The sequence below is a fragment of the Pseudomonas palmensis genome (assembly GCF_049942755.1).
In the GTDB taxonomy this organism is placed as follows: Bacteria; Pseudomonadota; Gammaproteobacteria; order Pseudomonadales; family Pseudomonadaceae; genus Aquipseudomonas; species Aquipseudomonas palmensis.
This window is the reverse complement of sequence record NZ_CP187958.1, coordinates 4,890,818-4,904,962: the sequence shown is the minus strand read 5'-3', so window position 1 is coordinate 4,904,962 and position 14,145 is coordinate 4,890,818. Positions and strand designations below refer to the sequence as shown.

At 66.3% G+C, this 14,145-nt stretch carries 15 protein-coding genes; 5 read left to right on the top strand and 10 right to left on the bottom strand.

Annotated features, from left to right (window positions below; genetic code table 11):
• Positions 1-2: 2 nt before the first annotated feature.
• Genes ACPRTJ_RS22620 through ACPRTJ_RS22605 form a run of 4 tightly spaced genes read right to left on the bottom strand, consistent with a single transcriptional unit; the run spans position 3 to position 6,130 of the window.
• Positions 3-488 (bottom strand): DUF2165 family protein, encoded by a 486-nt coding sequence (locus ACPRTJ_RS22620; RefSeq protein ID WP_123752552.1) that lies wholly within the window; start codon positions 486-488, stop codon positions 3-5.
• A gap of 13 nt (positions 489-501) precedes the next feature.
• On the bottom strand, positions 502-1,938 hold the full coding sequence (locus ACPRTJ_RS22615; protein ID WP_426427325.1) for an efflux transporter outer membrane subunit: 1,437 nt from the start codon (positions 1,936-1,938) through the stop codon (positions 502-504).
• Positions 1,935-5,036, bottom strand: a complete 3,102-nt coding sequence (locus ACPRTJ_RS22610; RefSeq protein WP_426427324.1) for a MexW/MexI family multidrug efflux RND transporter permease subunit — start codon at positions 5,034-5,036, stop codon at positions 1,935-1,937. Before ACPRTJ_RS22610 ends, ACPRTJ_RS22615 begins: the two co-directional genes overlap by 4 nt.
• Complete coding sequence (locus ACPRTJ_RS22605; protein ID WP_258658813.1) at positions 5,033-6,130, bottom strand: efflux RND transporter periplasmic adaptor subunit; 1,098 nt, start codon at positions 6,128-6,130, stop codon at positions 5,033-5,035. Before ACPRTJ_RS22605 ends, ACPRTJ_RS22610 begins: the two co-directional genes overlap by 4 nt.
• A gap of 155 nt (positions 6,131-6,285) precedes the next feature.
• Between ACPRTJ_RS22605 and soxR the strand changes: the two genes are divergently transcribed.
• Positions 6,286-6,738 (top strand): redox-sensitive transcriptional activator SoxR, encoded by a 453-nt coding sequence (gene soxR, locus ACPRTJ_RS22600; RefSeq protein WP_054914623.1) that lies wholly within the window; start codon positions 6,286-6,288, stop codon positions 6,736-6,738.
• Between the two features lie 130 nt (positions 6,739-6,868).
• Complete coding sequence (locus tag ACPRTJ_RS22595) at positions 6,869-7,192, top strand: hypothetical protein (protein ID WP_426427323.1); 324 nt, start codon at positions 6,869-6,871, stop codon at positions 7,190-7,192.
• Here ACPRTJ_RS22595 and ACPRTJ_RS22590 read toward each other — a convergent pair.
• Both ACPRTJ_RS22590 and ACPRTJ_RS22585 read right to left on the bottom strand, forming a co-directional pair.
• Complete coding sequence (locus ACPRTJ_RS22590; RefSeq protein ID WP_426427322.1) at positions 7,180-7,980, bottom strand: aminoglycoside phosphotransferase family protein; 801 nt, start codon at positions 7,978-7,980, stop codon at positions 7,180-7,182. The two genes, ACPRTJ_RS22595 and ACPRTJ_RS22590, sit on opposite strands and share 13 nt — an antisense overlap.
• The gene (locus ACPRTJ_RS22585; protein ID WP_426427321.1) at positions 7,973-8,587 is read right to left on the bottom strand and encodes a hypothetical protein; all 615 of its coding nucleotides are present in this window, start codon (positions 8,585-8,587) and stop codon (positions 7,973-7,975) included. The genes ACPRTJ_RS22590 and ACPRTJ_RS22585 overlap by 8 nt, the downstream gene beginning before the upstream one ends.
• 217 nt (positions 8,588-8,804) lie before the next feature.
• On the opposite strand from ACPRTJ_RS22585, the gene ACPRTJ_RS22580 reads away from it, so the two are divergent.
• On the top strand, positions 8,805-9,494 hold the full coding sequence (locus ACPRTJ_RS22580; protein WP_043861399.1) for a B3/B4 domain-containing protein: 690 nt from the start codon (positions 8,805-8,807) through the stop codon (positions 9,492-9,494).
• 17 nt (positions 9,495-9,511) lie between these two features.
• Here the strand turns inward: ACPRTJ_RS22580 and ACPRTJ_RS22575 are convergent, their stop codons facing one another.
• The 4 genes from ACPRTJ_RS22575 to ACPRTJ_RS22560 all read right to left on the bottom strand — a co-directional run bounded on the left by ACPRTJ_RS22575 (position 9,512) and on the right by ACPRTJ_RS22560 (position 11,589).
• Positions 9,512-9,997 carry an AAA family ATPase gene (locus tag ACPRTJ_RS22575; RefSeq protein ID WP_078480319.1) on the bottom strand — a complete coding sequence of 162 codons (486 nt, stop codon included), beginning with the start codon at positions 9,995-9,997 and terminating at the stop codon, positions 9,512-9,514.
• A 69-nt stretch (positions 9,998-10,066) separates the two neighbouring features.
• Positions 10,067-10,498 (bottom strand): carboxymuconolactone decarboxylase family protein, encoded by a 432-nt coding sequence (locus ACPRTJ_RS22570; RefSeq protein ID WP_213605689.1) that lies wholly within the window; start codon positions 10,496-10,498, stop codon positions 10,067-10,069.
• 27 nt (positions 10,499-10,525) lie between these two features.
• Positions 10,526-11,146 (bottom strand): FMN-dependent NADH-azoreductase, encoded by a 621-nt coding sequence (locus tag ACPRTJ_RS22565; protein WP_213605690.1) that lies wholly within the window; start codon positions 11,144-11,146, stop codon positions 10,526-10,528.
• Complete coding sequence (locus tag ACPRTJ_RS22560) at positions 11,143-11,589, bottom strand: GNAT family N-acetyltransferase (protein ID WP_213605691.1); 447 nt, start codon at positions 11,587-11,589, stop codon at positions 11,143-11,145. The genes ACPRTJ_RS22565 and ACPRTJ_RS22560 overlap by 4 nt, the downstream gene beginning before the upstream one ends.
• An 89-nt stretch (positions 11,590-11,678) precedes the next feature.
• Here ACPRTJ_RS22560 and ACPRTJ_RS22555 point away from each other — a divergent pair, with 89 nt between their 5' ends.
• On the top strand, positions 11,679-13,076 hold the full coding sequence (locus ACPRTJ_RS22555) for a PLP-dependent aminotransferase family protein (RefSeq protein ID WP_213605692.1): 1,398 nt from the start codon (positions 11,679-11,681) through the stop codon (positions 13,074-13,076).
• Between the two features lie 95 nt (positions 13,077-13,171).
• Positions 13,172-14,041: an AraC family transcriptional regulator gene (locus ACPRTJ_RS22550; protein WP_426427320.1), complete on the top strand. Its 870-nt coding sequence runs from the start codon at positions 13,172-13,174 to the stop codon at positions 14,039-14,041.
• The last annotated feature ends 104 nt before the right edge of the window (positions 14,042-14,145 follow it).

Here is a 14,145-nt window from a genome sequence, read left to right as displayed (position 1 = left end):
CACTAGCCCCACTGCAGGTTGAACACCATGAAGTTCAGCACCACCCACACCACCAGCGCCAGGTGAGTGAGCTGCAGGCCCTCCTGGCGTATCCAGTAGCCGAACCACAGCCCCCCGAGCAGCATGGCGAAAAGAAAGCCCAGGGCTGCGCTAAGCGCCAGGTTCAACCAGGGCCGGGCTGCGTCCAGGCCGCTGCCCAGCAGCAGGTGGTAGCAGCCCGCCCAGGCGGCCAGCACCGCCCCCGCCTGCAGCAGCACGACGACCATCAATGCCGCCCTGTGTACGGCGGGCGAGTGAATGGCCCGCGAGCACAGGGGCAGGTCGATCGCCGGTGCCTGGCGCAGGGGCGCCATCGACAGCGTGCCCCCGACGGCCGCCGCCGAACTGGCAAAGGCCTGCAGGTTGTTGACCAGGGCGATGCTCAACCACAGGGTGAACCCTGCGGCCAGTACCATCTGAAACATCAGCAGTGAAGTTGCAGTATCCACGAAGCGGTCCTCATCAGTTGTTCAGGGTGTTTGCGCTAAGCGTCCTGCCGGCAGGCGCGCGCCAGGCCAGGGCCTTGTACAGGTCCACGGCGTTGCCATAGGAGGCGGCCTGTGCCCGCGCGATGTCCTGGCGCAGACGCAACAGGTCGCGCTGGCTGTCCTTGACCGCCAGGTAGCTGCCCGAACCTGCGCCATAGCGCTGCTGGGCGATGGCGAACGCCGCCTCGCCATGCCGCGCCGCCTGCACCAGGCCGAGCAGGTGGCGCTGGTGCTCGGCCAACTGCGTGACTGCGCCCTCCACCTCTTCCACCGCCACCAGCAGCACCTGTTCGAAGTGCGCCGCCTCGCCCTGGGCCAGCGCCTGGGTACCGCGCAGGCGCGCCCGCACCGAGCCCAGGTCGAACGCTGGCCAGGTCAGGCCGGGCATCAGCTCGAACGCCCGCGCCGCACTGCCCAGGTCGCCGTCACGCAAGGCAAAGAAGCCGATGAACCCACCCAGGTTCAAACGTGGGTACAGGTCGGCAGTGGCAGCGCCCACATCCTGCACACGGGCAGCCAGCAGCCGTTCGGCCTGGACCACATCGGGCCGGTTGCGGATCAGCTGATCCACATCCCCCAGTGGCAGCTGGCGCGCCAATGGCATCGGCGGCATGTCACCCAGCGCGATGGCGAAGCTGCCGGGGCGCTGGCCTGTGAGCACCTGCAGCCGGTACAGGCGCCGCTGCAACTGGCTGCGCAGTGGCGCCACAGTCGATTGCGCCAGCAGCAGGTTGCTCTGCGCGCTCTCCAGCGCTTCGGGCAGGCCGGCGCCGGCGTGCAACTGCGCCTGGGTCAACTGCACGGTCTCCTGCCAGCTGCGCACCGCCTCTTCGGCCAGCAGCCCTTGCTGGCGTAGCCCCTGGGCCTCGAAGTAGGCCTGGGCCACCTGGGCCGCGATGCTCAACTGCACCTGTTCCAGGTCGGCCGCGGAGGCCTGCGCACGGGATTGGGCGGCGCGCTCCAAGTGATCGAGGCGGCCGAACAGGTCAAGCTCCCACTGCAGGTCCAGCCCCGCCCGCCACGATTCGGACAGGCTGCGGGCCGGCGGCTGCCCCTGCCTGGCCTGCTGCGCCAGGCTGCGCTGGTAGCTCGCGCTGCTGGTCACCGTCGGCAGGCGCTCCAGCGCCTGTTCATCCTCATGGGCACGGGCCAGCAGCAGGCTGGCATGCGCCTGCTCGATGGCGTGGTTGTGGGCCAGGGCGTTGGCGATCAGGCGTTCCAGCTGCGGGTCGTCGAAGAAGGTCCACCAGGCTGACGTCGGCTGCACCGGCGTCGCAGCGAAGGCCTGCGCCTGCGGGCTGACCACATGAATGGGCGCCACCTCGGGGGCGTGATACTGCGGCCCGACGCTGCAGGCACCCTGCAACGCCACGGCGCCCAGCAACAGCGGATAACGGCTGAACACCTTCATGGCCTTGCCTCCCTGTGCCCAAGCGCAAGGCCCTGCTCGGCCTGCTCCAGTTGCTGCTTGCGCGGGCTGTGCACGCGATGGTCACGGGCCAGCCAGGCATACACCGTGGGCAGCACGAACAAGGTGAACAGCGTGCCTATCAACATGCCGCAGACAATGACCACACCCAGGCCGAAACGGCTGTTGGCACCGGCGCCGCTGGCGAACAGCAGTGGCATCACGCCGAAGGTCATCGCGGCGGTGGTCATCAGTACCGGGCGCAGGCGAATCTGCGCGGCGCGGATGATCGCCCCGGCACGGTCGAGGTTCTCGCGCAGCTGGATCTCGTTGGCGAACTCCACCATCAGAATGCCGTGCTTGCTGATCAGCCCGATCAGGGTCACCAGCCCGATCTGCGTGTAGATATTCAGGGTGGCCCAGCCCAGTGCGAGCGGCAGCAGTGCGCCGCAGATCGACAGCGGCACGGTGACCAGGATGATCAGCGGGTCCACCAGGCTTTCGTACTGGGCCGCGAGCACCAGGTAGATGACCACCATCGCGGCGAGAAACGCCAGCACCAGTGCATTGCCTTCCTGCACATACTGGCGCGACTCGGACTGCCAGTCATGGCTGAACTCCGGCGGCAGTTCGCTGGCCAGCGCCTGCAGAAACGCCACCGCCTGCCCCTGGGAAACCCCCGGTGCCGGGATGGCCTGCAGCGTGCTCGCATTCTGCTGGTCGAACTGCAGCAGCCGGTTGGGCTCGACCGTCATCTGCAGCCGCACCACGGCAGACAACGGCACCAGTTGCCCCGCTTCGCTGCGCACATACTGGCGCTCGAGGGCCTGGGGCGTCAGGCGCTGATCCTGGGTGCTCTGCGGGATCACGTCATACGAGCGGCCATACAGCGCGAAGCGGTTGATGTACTGCTCGCCCACCAGCACGGCCAGGGAGTCGCCGAGGGCCTGCATGCCGATGCCCAGGCTGGCGGCCTTGGCGCGGTCGACCGTCACCTTGACCACCGGGTTGTTGTAGTCCAGGTCGCTGTCCACCACCGCGAACAGGCCGCTGTCGCGGGCACGCTGCTTGAGGGTTTCCATGGTCTGGTACAGCACCGGGTAGTCCTGCGCGCTGCGCAGCACCATCTGCACCGGCAAGCCACCGCTGGAGCCTGGCAGCGAGGCCACCTGGAAGGCAAAGATGCTGCTGCCCTCCACTTCGCTCACGGCCTGCTGCAGGTCGGCCTGGACCTGATCGGCCGAGCGCTCGCGGGCCTGCCACAGGCTGAGGTTGATGCCGCCGAAGCTGCTGGCCGGCCCGTCGGTGCCGTTGATGATCCAGGTGTCGGTGGTTTCCGGCAGGCTGTGCATCACCTGGTCGAGCTTGCTGGCGAAGCGCTCGGCATAGTCGAGGCTGGCGTACTGCGGCGACTTGATGGCGGTGAGCACCGCGGCCTGGTCCTCGGGTGGCGCCAGCTCGCGTTGCGGCTGCAGGTACAGCCACGGCAGGCTCAGGCACACCAGCAAGGCGACGCCGCCGCTGACCCAGCGACGCGACAGCGAGTGCGCCAGTGCCCGCCCGTAGGCGCTGGCCAGCCCGCCGAACACCTTCTCGGCAAGCCTGGCCATGCGCCCCTCCTGCTGGCCGGGCTTGAGCAGCAGCGAGCTCATCACCGGCGACAGGGTCAGGGCCACCACCCCCGAGACGATCACCGCCCCGGCCAGGGTCAGGGCGAACTCGCGAAACAGCGTGCCGGTGAGCCCGCCGATCAGGCCGATAGGGGCATACACGGCGGCCAGCGTGAGGGTCATGGCGATCACCGGCCCGGCGATCTCGCGGGCACCGACCAGCGCGGCGGCCACCGGCGTCTGGCCCTCCTCGATATGGCGGTGCACGTTCTCCACCACCACGATCGCGTCGTCCACCACCAGCCCGATGGCCAGCACCATCGCCAGCAGGGTCAGCAGGTTGAGGCTGAAGCCGAACGCCAGCATCAGCCCGGCCGCGCCGAGCATCGACAGCGGGATCGCCAGCACCGGGATGGCTACGCTGCGCAACGAGCCCAGGCACAACCAGATCACCAGCACCACGATCACGATCGCCTCGACCAGTGTGTGCAGCACTTCCTGGATCGAGGCCTCGATAAAGCGTGCAGTCTCGTAGGCCAGCGCCACGTTGACCCCTGGCGGCAGGGTCTGCTGGATCTGCGGCAGCAGCTTGCGAATGCCGTCGACGATCACCAGCGGGTTGCCCGCAGGCGTCGGGAACAGGCCCAGGTGCACCGCCGGGCGGCCATCCATGGTGGCGCTGGTCTGGGTGGCCGCGGCGCCCAGTTCGACCGTGCCCACATCGCGCAGGCGCACCAGCGCCGTGCCGTCATTGCGAATCACCAGGTCGCGAAAGGCCTCGACACTGGTCAGGTCGGTATCGATGCGTATGTCGGCCAGCACGAACTGGCCGCGTACCTGCCCGGGCGTGGCCTGGTAGTTGTTGCTGCGCACGGCATCGGCCACCTCGGCGGCGGTCACGCCGCGCCCGGCCATGCGTTCGCTGTCCAGCCACAGGCGCATGGCCAGGGTCTGGCCACCGAAGGTCTGGATCTTGGCCACGCCGTCGATGCCGGAAAGCTGCGGCTCGACCACCCGCGACAGGTAGTCGCTGAGTTCGGGAATCGACAGCGTGTCGCTGGCAAAACCCACATAGGCCACGGCGGTGGAATCCCCGGCCGACAGCTCGACCACCGGGTCGTAGGCCTTGTCCGGCAGGCGGTAGCGCACCTGGTTGACCTTGGCCATGGTCTCGCTCAGCGCCTGGGTCGAGTCGCGGTTCAGCTCCATGCGCAGGGTCACCAGACTGCGGCCCTGCACCGACGACGAAGACAGGTAGTCGATGCCTTCCACCGACGACACCGCCTGGGTGATCGGCTGGGTCACGAAGCCCTGCATCAGTTCGGCCGATGCACCCGGGTATTCGGTGCTGACGGTAATGGTGGCGGTTTCCAGTAACGGATACTGGCGGATGGGCAGCTTGCCCAGAGCGAACAGGCCGGCCAGCACGATCAGGCTGCTGACCACCAGGGCCAGCACCGGGCGACGCACAAAACTGTCGGTGAACCTCATGAGGCGTCGCCCCCGTCGGCGTTGTGCAGCGTGTCATTGGCCACCTGCTCCACCTGCATGCCGTCACTGAGCTTGAGCTGGCCCGAGACCACCACGCGGTCGCCCGCCTTGAGCCCGGAGGTGACTTCCACCTGGCCCTTCCAGCGCTCGCCGGTGGTCACCTGCACGCGGTGCACGCTCAGGCCGCGTTCCGGGTCGTGGTTGGCAATGAACACGGTCTGGCCGTAGGCGGTATAGGTGATGGCGGTTTCCGGCACGGCCATCACCCGGGTCGGCTGCGCCGCCGCGAGCTGCACGCTGGCGTACATGCCGGCCTGCAACTGCCCGTCCGGGTTGGCCAGGGTGGCCTGCACCCACACTGCGCGCGCCTTGCCCACCATCGGGTCGATGGCGTTGATGCGCGCCGCAAAGGTCTTTTGCGGCAGTGCATCCACCGCCAGGGCGGCGGTCTGCCCCACCTGCAAGCCCGGGGCGGCATGCTCGGCCAGCGAGAAGTTCACCCGCAGTTGCGTGGCGTCCACCAGGCTGGCCACGGCGTCACCGGCATTCAGGTACTGGCCTTGATGCACACGACGGATGCCCAGCTTGCCGGCAAAGGGGGCCCGGATCGCCTTCTGCGCAATCCGTGCATCGACCTGCTGCAGTTCGCCCTCGGCCATCTGCACGGCGGCGGTGGCATTGTCGAGTTGCTCCTGGGTAGTGACATTGGCGGTGCGCAGCTTGCTGATGCGCTGATGCAGGGTGCGGGCATTGCGCAGCTGTGCGCTCAGGCGCACCCGGTCGGCCTGCTCGGGGGCATCGTTGAGCTGCACCAGCAGTTGCCCGGCCTTGACCCTTTGCCCCGACTCGAAGGCGATGCGCGTGATGCGCCCGGTGGTTTCTGCGGCCACCTGCACCTGGTGGGCGGCTTCCAGCTCGCCGGCCGCGAAGGTCTGGCGGGGCGCCTCACGCGAGGTGACGGTGGCCAGCGCGACCTTGGTCACCGGCCACGCCGCAGTGGCGTGCGCCGCCGAGTCCTTTCTGGTCAGCAGCATGACGACGGCCAGCACGCACACAACAGCGGCGCCCCCTCCCAACAGCATCCTCTTGCCCATCTTTGCTCCGCTCATCGGTGTGGTGTGTTCGCTGCACAGCGCATCCCGTGCCGACGGCTGGCATCGGCACGGCAAAGCGGTTGCAGGAAAGATCGGGCCGGACTATAAAACCTCAACTTAACTTGAGGTCAACACACGTGGCGGCAGAAAAGACGATGGATGGTGCGCGCTCGCTCACCATCGGCGAGGTGGCCAGGCGCAGTGGCGTGCCGATTTCCACCTTGCACTTCTACGAGTCCAAGGGGTTGATCGCCAGCACGCGCAATGCCGGCAACCAGCGGCGATTTCCGGCGTTGGTGCTGCGCAGCATCGCGATCATCAAGGTGGCGCAGCGCACCGGGATTCCGCTGGAAGAGATCAAGCATGCGATGAGCCGCTACCCGCCCAACAGCAAATTGACGGCGGCGCAGTGGGGTGAGATGTCATCGGCCTGGCGCGAGAACCTGAATGCGCGCATCCGGACGCTGGAGGCATTGAGGGATAGCCTGGACAACTGCATCGGTTGTGGCTGCCTGTCGCTGGATGATTGCCCGTTGCGCAACCCGGGGGATGCGCTGGGGCAGGATGGACCGGGGCCGAGGATTCTGGAAGGGGCTGCCGAGGGTTAGGCGCGAGGGTTGCGGGTGGTCTGGCTGATGCACCGTGCACGCAGGTTCTGCGACCGCTTCGCGCTCGTTCGCCAGCAATGCTGGCTCCTACAGCCCTGTGGCTTCTGCCCGAAGGGCGTAGGAGCGGGCCTTGCCCCGCGAACTGGCGCGCAGCGCCAGCAAACCTGCGAACGCGATCTGGCTGATGCACCGTGCACGCAGGTTCTACGACCGCTTCGCGCTCGTTCGCCAGCAATGCTGGCTCCTACAGCCCTGTGGCTTCTGCCCGAAGGGCGTAGGAGCGGGCCTTGCCCGCGAACTGGCGCGCAGCGCCAGCAAAACCTGCAAACGCGATCTGGCTGATGCATCGCGCACGATCGTCGGCCAGCAGCAGCCCACCTGCACGCCTGTGGTTTCAAACGGAGCGACAGCGCTCCATCAATCGACCCGCATGGAGCGCAGTCACTCCATATAACCAAGCCCCGCTGCGGCCAGTTTCGCCACCTCAAGGGTGCCGCCCGGTGGTTGATGGTCTTCGAGCAGCCAGCTGACCGACAGGCCCGACCACGCAAGCACCCACTGCAACAACCGACGAGGTTCCATGCCGGCGGCCTTGGCGACGATCTCGACCCGGTGCGCGAAGCGCCCCGGTACCAGCGCCTGCTCACCATCGGGATTGCAGAAAATGTTCGCGTAATCGAAGCCCCGCTCGCCATACAGCCCCTTGGGGTCGATGGCGAGCCAGCCGGCTGCGCCGAAATCGAGCACGTTGCCGTGGTGGATGTCGCCATGCAGTACCCCCACATCGCGCGGCGCAGCCAGCAGTTCGCGGGCGGTGCTGGCGCAGTGCAGCAGAACACCGCCGTGCCTGTCGGCCCCGTGCCACAACCCCTCGAACCACTGCTCCAGTGGCACCAGGGCGGGCATGGGCGTGGCGCGCGGTGCATGCAGGCGGGCGGCAACCGCGCAAAGAATGCGCGTGGCCTGCTCGTCGTGCCCGTCCTTGACCATCTGCGTCAGTGCATCCGTACCTTGCGCGCGCACCATAAGAAGGGCTTGACCGTCGTGAGCCAGTACCGGCGCTGCCCCCTCGCCCTGCCACCACGCCATGAGCAGGCTGCCCGCCTGTTCTTCGGCAACGTGTGAAATCTTCAGCATGGCTGGCCTGCCCTGCTGGCGCACCGGCAGCAGGGTGCCGTTCAGCGAGTCGAACGGCTCGCCATCGACAGTCAGTTGCCAGCGCTTGAGATAGTCGTCAAACATGCCGTGGCCTGGGTAGCGAGGCGATCATCTGGTCAAAGGCCTCCAGCGCATAGCGCCCTTCCAGGCGCTGCAACGTGGGCAACTGCGCGGGCAAACCGAATTGCACCCTGCCGGGCAGTACCTGCTCGATGGCGCCGTACCAGTTCAGCACTGCTTCCTGCAGGCGCACGTGCAGCTCGAACCTGCTGCGCCGACGCGTGCTGTCGGCCCGGGCCCGCTCCCGTGCCAGCTGCGGGTCGATGCGCGCAACCAGGTAGGCGTCGGCAAAGCCGATGCGCCCTTGCGCGAAGGTCTGGCGGGTGGCGTCCAGTTCCACCTGCCAGTCGCGCTCACTGGCCTCGCCGATCTGCCACAGGCTCCAGATGTAATGCAGCTTGAGCGGGTCGCTGTCGCATACGGCCCGCGAATGGCGCTGCTCCATGGCCAGCGCCGCCTGCCAGCGATCGACGTTGCGTTCGGCCCAGAACCCAGCCGCCCCGAGCGGATCTGCCGCGCGATCGGGCTCGTTCTCAAAACGCCCGTTTTCGGCAATCAACTGTTGCTCGGCGTGACTTGTGCACCAGGTGGTCTTGCCACTGGCGCTGATACCTTCGACTACCACAATCATTGCAACTGCCACTCCGTTGAACAGGGCTTGCCGCAAAGCCCAAAACCGGCCGACATCATACAAGCCGCCGAGCGTGTGTAATACACAGGTGCGTGCACCACCCCATCTGCAGGATAAGAAGAACTGATAAGGCATGAGGCCTAATCATTGGATCTGATACGGCTCACCGTTCAAGAATGCGCACCTGTTCTGCTCCCCCTGCCTTCTGGAGAAATACATGTCGTTTGTCGTGCCTGTTCTTGACCCGCAGATTGCAGAGATAGCACCGGGGTTCCGTGCCATGAGCATCTGCGTCAAAGCCACGCCGATCACCCGGCCCGAGGTGGCGACCAACGCCCTGGCGCAGGCCTGTGAGGCGGTCACGGCCGGCGCCCCGGACTGGGCAGAGGCGCACCTTGCGGCATGGGCACACACCTTCCGGCTGTTCGGCGCCAAGCCGCAGCGCACGCCGTGCTCGGCCGAGGCACTGCGCAAGCGCGTGCTGCGCGACGCCGTGCTGCCGAGTATCGACCCCATTGTCGACCTGTACAACGCCATCAGCCTCAGGTTCGCCGTGCCGGTCGGCGGCGAGAATTTCGCTGCCTACATAGGTGTGCCGCGTTTGACCGTTGCCACCGGTACGGAGCTGTTCGACACCATCAAGGACGGCAGCGCCGCCAACGAATCGCCCGACAAGGGTGAAGTGATCTGGCGCGACGACCTGGGTGTGACGTGTCGGCGCTGGAACTGGCGTCAGGGAACCCGAACGCGCCTGGACGCCGATGCAGAGCAGATGTGGTTCATCCTCGAAAGCCTGCCTGCAATGCCCCTGGAGGCACTGCAAGCCGCGGCAGACGAACTGGGCACCGGGCTTTTGCAGATGATGCCGGGCGCCACGATCGACCGGCAGTTGATCGAACTCTACTGAGTTGTGCGCGCCGAGGGTCAGAGCCGGTGAACGCTGATCTCGACCCCCTCCTCGGGGTCGGGCACCCGAAAGTGGCTGGTGATCAGATCGAACTCGGCGTCGGTCGCGGCGAACTCATGCTCGGCGCGGCCGTTGCGAAGGTGCAGCCTGGCCCGGCAAGTCTCATCGCTTGCCTCGATGTAGTGAACGCAGTGCGGCACCTGTGCGGCGTCGGCCAGGGCGCGCAGCCATTGGCGATCGGCAGGCGTGTTGGCCGGAAAGTCCAGCACCACGCTGGTGCCCGCCCTGAGCATGTCGGTAACCAGCGGCCCCATCACCGCCCGCACCTGGCGGGCAAGGCGCACGTAGTCGGCCACCGAGTGGATCTGCTGCGGGTACAGCCTGGAGAGCCAGTGATCCTCGCTCAGCAAGATCGCCGCGTGTTCGGTTGCCAGGGCCTTGGCCAGTGTCGACTTGCCGGAGGCGATCTTGCCGCACATCAGATGAAGCGTCGGGGTGACCATGGCGTTGTCCTGATTGATGAACCCCCATGATGCCGTGCCGGCGCTTGCACCCACAACAGTAGAACGCGCTCAGAGGTTCATGCCGATGGCCAGCCGGTTGAACGCATTCATCAACGCCACCGCCAAGGTCAGGTCGGAAATCTCGACGTCGGAAAAATGGGCTTTCAAGGGCTCGTACAACGCATCGGGGGCGCCCTTTTCGCTGACGTGGGTCAGCGTCTCGGCCCAGGCCAGTGCGGCGCGCTCGCGCTCGTTGAACAGCCCACTGATGCGCCAGCCGGCCAGGCAATCGAGCTTGGCTTGCGCCACCTCGCTGTCACGCAGGGTTTGCGAATGCTTGCCCAGGCAGAAGGCGCAGCCGTTGATCTGCGAAACGCGCAGGTACACCAGTTCGATCAATGGCAGGCCCAGGGAACTGGCGGCCAGTGCGTTGTTGGTGGCGAGCAGGCCTTGGTAGGCCTCAGGCGACAGGGAAGCGAACGGCAGTCTGAGTTGGCTCATGGTGAAACTCCAGTGAAGTGAAAGGGATCAGGCGCAAACCTGTGGGTTGAACAAGGGCTCCAGCGCCAGGCGCGCGCGGCCGGCGTCGATTGCGCTACGCACCGCCTGCTCGCTGCCCACCAGGCCCTGCAGGTAGGTGAAGTGCAGGTCGAACAGCCCGAGGGTGTTGAGTACATGGCGCAGGTACGGCGTGAGAAAGTCTGGTTGGCGCGCCGCCTCGCCCTGGTGAATGCCACCGGAGCCCACCAGCACGTACACCGGGCGGTCGCGCAGCAAACCGACCTTGCCCTGCGGGCCGGCACTGAAGGTGCGGTGAATGCGCAGCACGTAGTCGATCCACAGCTTGAGCGCGGCCGGCAGCATGAAGTTGTGCATGGGCGTTGCAATCAGCAGCACATCGCTGCGCTCCAGTTCCTGGATCAACGCCTCGGACACCTCGAAAGTGGGTGCGTCGAATGGCGTGCGGGTGGTCAGGGCGCGGGCGTAATCGGTATCGAGCGGGGGCAGCGGGCTCGCGCCCAGATCACGCTCGATCAGTTGCAGCCCGGGGTGGCGCCGGCGCAAGGTGGCGACCAGCTCCAGCGCCAGTTGATTGGCATGGGACACCGGCCCCTGCGGGCTGGCGTTGAGCAGCAGTACGTTGTTCATTGCGGGCTCCCCGACTTAAGGCTCTGGGTGAAGTGCATGCCACGGGCCAGCAGCCCCTGGCGAAAATAGAAGCGCTGGGCCAGCGGCATGTGCAGGCCGGTATCCAGCACGAAGTGATCGCAACCGCGCTGCAGCGCCTCGTCACGCACGGCGCTCAGCAACTGCGCGCCCAGGCCGCCGCGTTGCAGGTCGGGGCTTACCACCAGGTCATCGACATAGATGAAGCGCCCGTACAACAGGTTTTCCAGCGGGCGGTAGCCCGCCAGGCCCACCACCTGCTCACCCTCCCACGCCGCCAACAAGCGGTAGCCCTGCGCCGACTGACGCTGCAGCTGCGCCACATAGTCGGCCAGGTCGTTGAGGTGCGGGCGCAGTACACGCATCAGTTCAAAGCTGGCTTCAAAGGCTGCGTGGCTTTCGAGGTGTTGAAGGGTGTAGGCCATGGTCGTCGTCCGCTTTTCAAGAGCGCCCACTTTAAGCAAGCAATGGCTTAAGCTACAGGGCCGAAAAATGAATAAACGACTAGGCCAAGATGCTTTCCTTCGAACTGGACCGCAGCCAGCAGGCGCCGATCTATCGTCAGCTCTACCAGCGCTTTCGCGAATCCATCGCCGACGGCCGCCTGCGCCCAGGTGATCGCGTGCCGGCCGTTCGCGCCCTGGCCTCCGAGCTGAACCTGGCGCGGGGCACCGTGGAGGCGGCCTACCAGTTGTTGATCGGCGAAGGCTACCTGATGGCGCGCGGCGCCGCCGGCACGGTGGTCACCCCGCAACTGACCCCGGTTGCCCCACCCCAACTGGGCCATGGCCTGGCCGCCAGCACCTACCCGACCACCCATTCCGGCGAGCTGCCACTGCCCTTGCAGATGGGCCTGCCGGCCCTGGACGCCTTCCCGCGCAAGCTGTGGACGCGGCTGGCCGGCCGGCAACTGCGTCAAGGCGGCCTGGAAAGCCTGGTGTACCCGGACCCACGCGGCCACGCACCGCTACGGGCGGCGATTGCCACTTACCTGGGCATCTCGCGGGGCATCACCTGCCGCCCCGAGCAGGTGTTCGTGTGCGCCGGCTATCGCGCCTGCCTCGACCTGATTTGCCATACGCTGATGCAGCCGGGCGACCGCTGCTGGCTCGAGGAACCCGGCTACTTCATGGCCCGCAACGCCCTGCAGGAAGCCGGCGCGCAGCTGGTGCCCGTCAGCGTGGACGACCAGGGCCTGGATGTGGAACAGGGCATCGCCCGCGCGGTGGATGCGCGCTTTGCCGTGGTCACCCCCACCCACCAGAGCCCGCTGGGCGTGTCGCTGTCGCTGCCGCGCCGGCTGGCGCTGCTGGCGTGGGCCAACCGGCAAGGCAGCTGGATCATCGAGGACGACTACGACAGCGAATACCGTTATCGCGGCAAGCCCCTGCCCGCCCTCAAGAGCCTCGACCAGCAGGGCCGCGTGCTCTACACCGGCACCTTCAGCAAGGTGCTGTTCCCCGGCTTGCGTCTGGCCTACCTGGTGGTGCCGGCGCAGCAGTGCGAGGCCTTCGCCCGCCAGGCCGACCGGCTGCACAACCACTGCCCTTACCTGCTGCAGGCCACCGTGGCGGCGTTTATCAACGAAGGCCACTTTGCGCGGCACCTGAACAAGATGCGCAATCTGTACGCCCGGCGCCGGCAATGGCTGATCGAGGCATTGCAGCAGCAGTTGGGCGAGCGTTTGCTGATCGATACCCAGGCAGGCGGCATGCACCTGGTAGCCGGTTTGCCCGGCGTGGACGATGTAAAACTGGCCAAGCGCGCGCGGGCCGCCGGGCTGGCGGTGGAGCCGCTATCGCAGTGGTACCTGGCAGGTGCGCCCAGGCACGGGCTGGTAATGGGGTTTACCAATGTTGCCAGTGCGCAGCAGGCGGCGATGGTGGCGCGGGAACTGGCTCGGCTTGCATAGGGGCAGCAACCCCTATCAGAGCAAACCCGGCTAGGCACGACGAGGGGGCAAAGGCGGATGCTATTGCTCACCGCATCTTCAGGAGGTTTTGTTCGGTGACCGACTCAAGCAACAGCCATGCCTACGCAAAACGGTTCGACGCCGTACTCGCCTATATCGATACCTGCCTCGAGGGCGATCTCTCGGTGAGTGCACTGAGCCGCGTCGCCAACTTCTCGGTGTTTCATTTTCACCGGCAATTCACGGCGTATGTAGGCGTGCCGGTTGCACAGTATGTGCAGTTGATGAGGCTTCGGCGCGCTGCGCATCAACTGGTCGGTTCACCGGGTCAGTCCGTGCTGGAGACAGCACTGGGTGCTGGCTTCGAAAGCCCCGAGGCCTTTTCAAGGGCGTTCAGGCGCGCCTTTGGCATGGCGCCGAGTGCGTTCGCCAAGGCACCGAGCTGGCAGGTCTGGAATGCGGTCTTCGTTGTCCCTCACTTTTCCAGGAGTATCACCATGCAGATACGTACCGTAGCGTTCGCCGAAACCCGCGTGGCGGCGCTTCAACATTGCGGGGCGCCCGGCCTCGTCAGTCAAAGCGTCAGTCGTTTTCGTCAGTGGCGCATGCAGAGCGGTCAGTCGCCAGTAGCCGTGAGCCGCTCGTTTGGCATCCCCTATGACAATCCCGATACCACGCCCGCAGAGGCCTTCAGGTTCGCGATTTGCGGCGAGATAGACGAGGCCGTGCTGCCCAACGAATTCGGCGTGCATGAACGGGTCATCCCGGCAGGGCGTTGCGCCGTGATTCGCCATACGGGGTCGCCTGACTACATCGGAGAATCCATCTACCCGCTTTACCGCGACTGGCTACCCTCCAGTAACGAAGAGCTTCGGGATCAACCGTTGTTCTTCCATTACCTGAGCGTGTTTCCCGAAACACCGCAGGATCAATGGCAGACGGATATCTACGTTCCGTTGAAATAGGCGAAGCTGGCGTGTGAAACGGGTTGCCGCTCGGTGGGTGAGTTGCTGGCCGAGCGGCAGTGGTGCCAAAAGCGGACCGTGCGAGCCGATGTCTGAGCCACCGG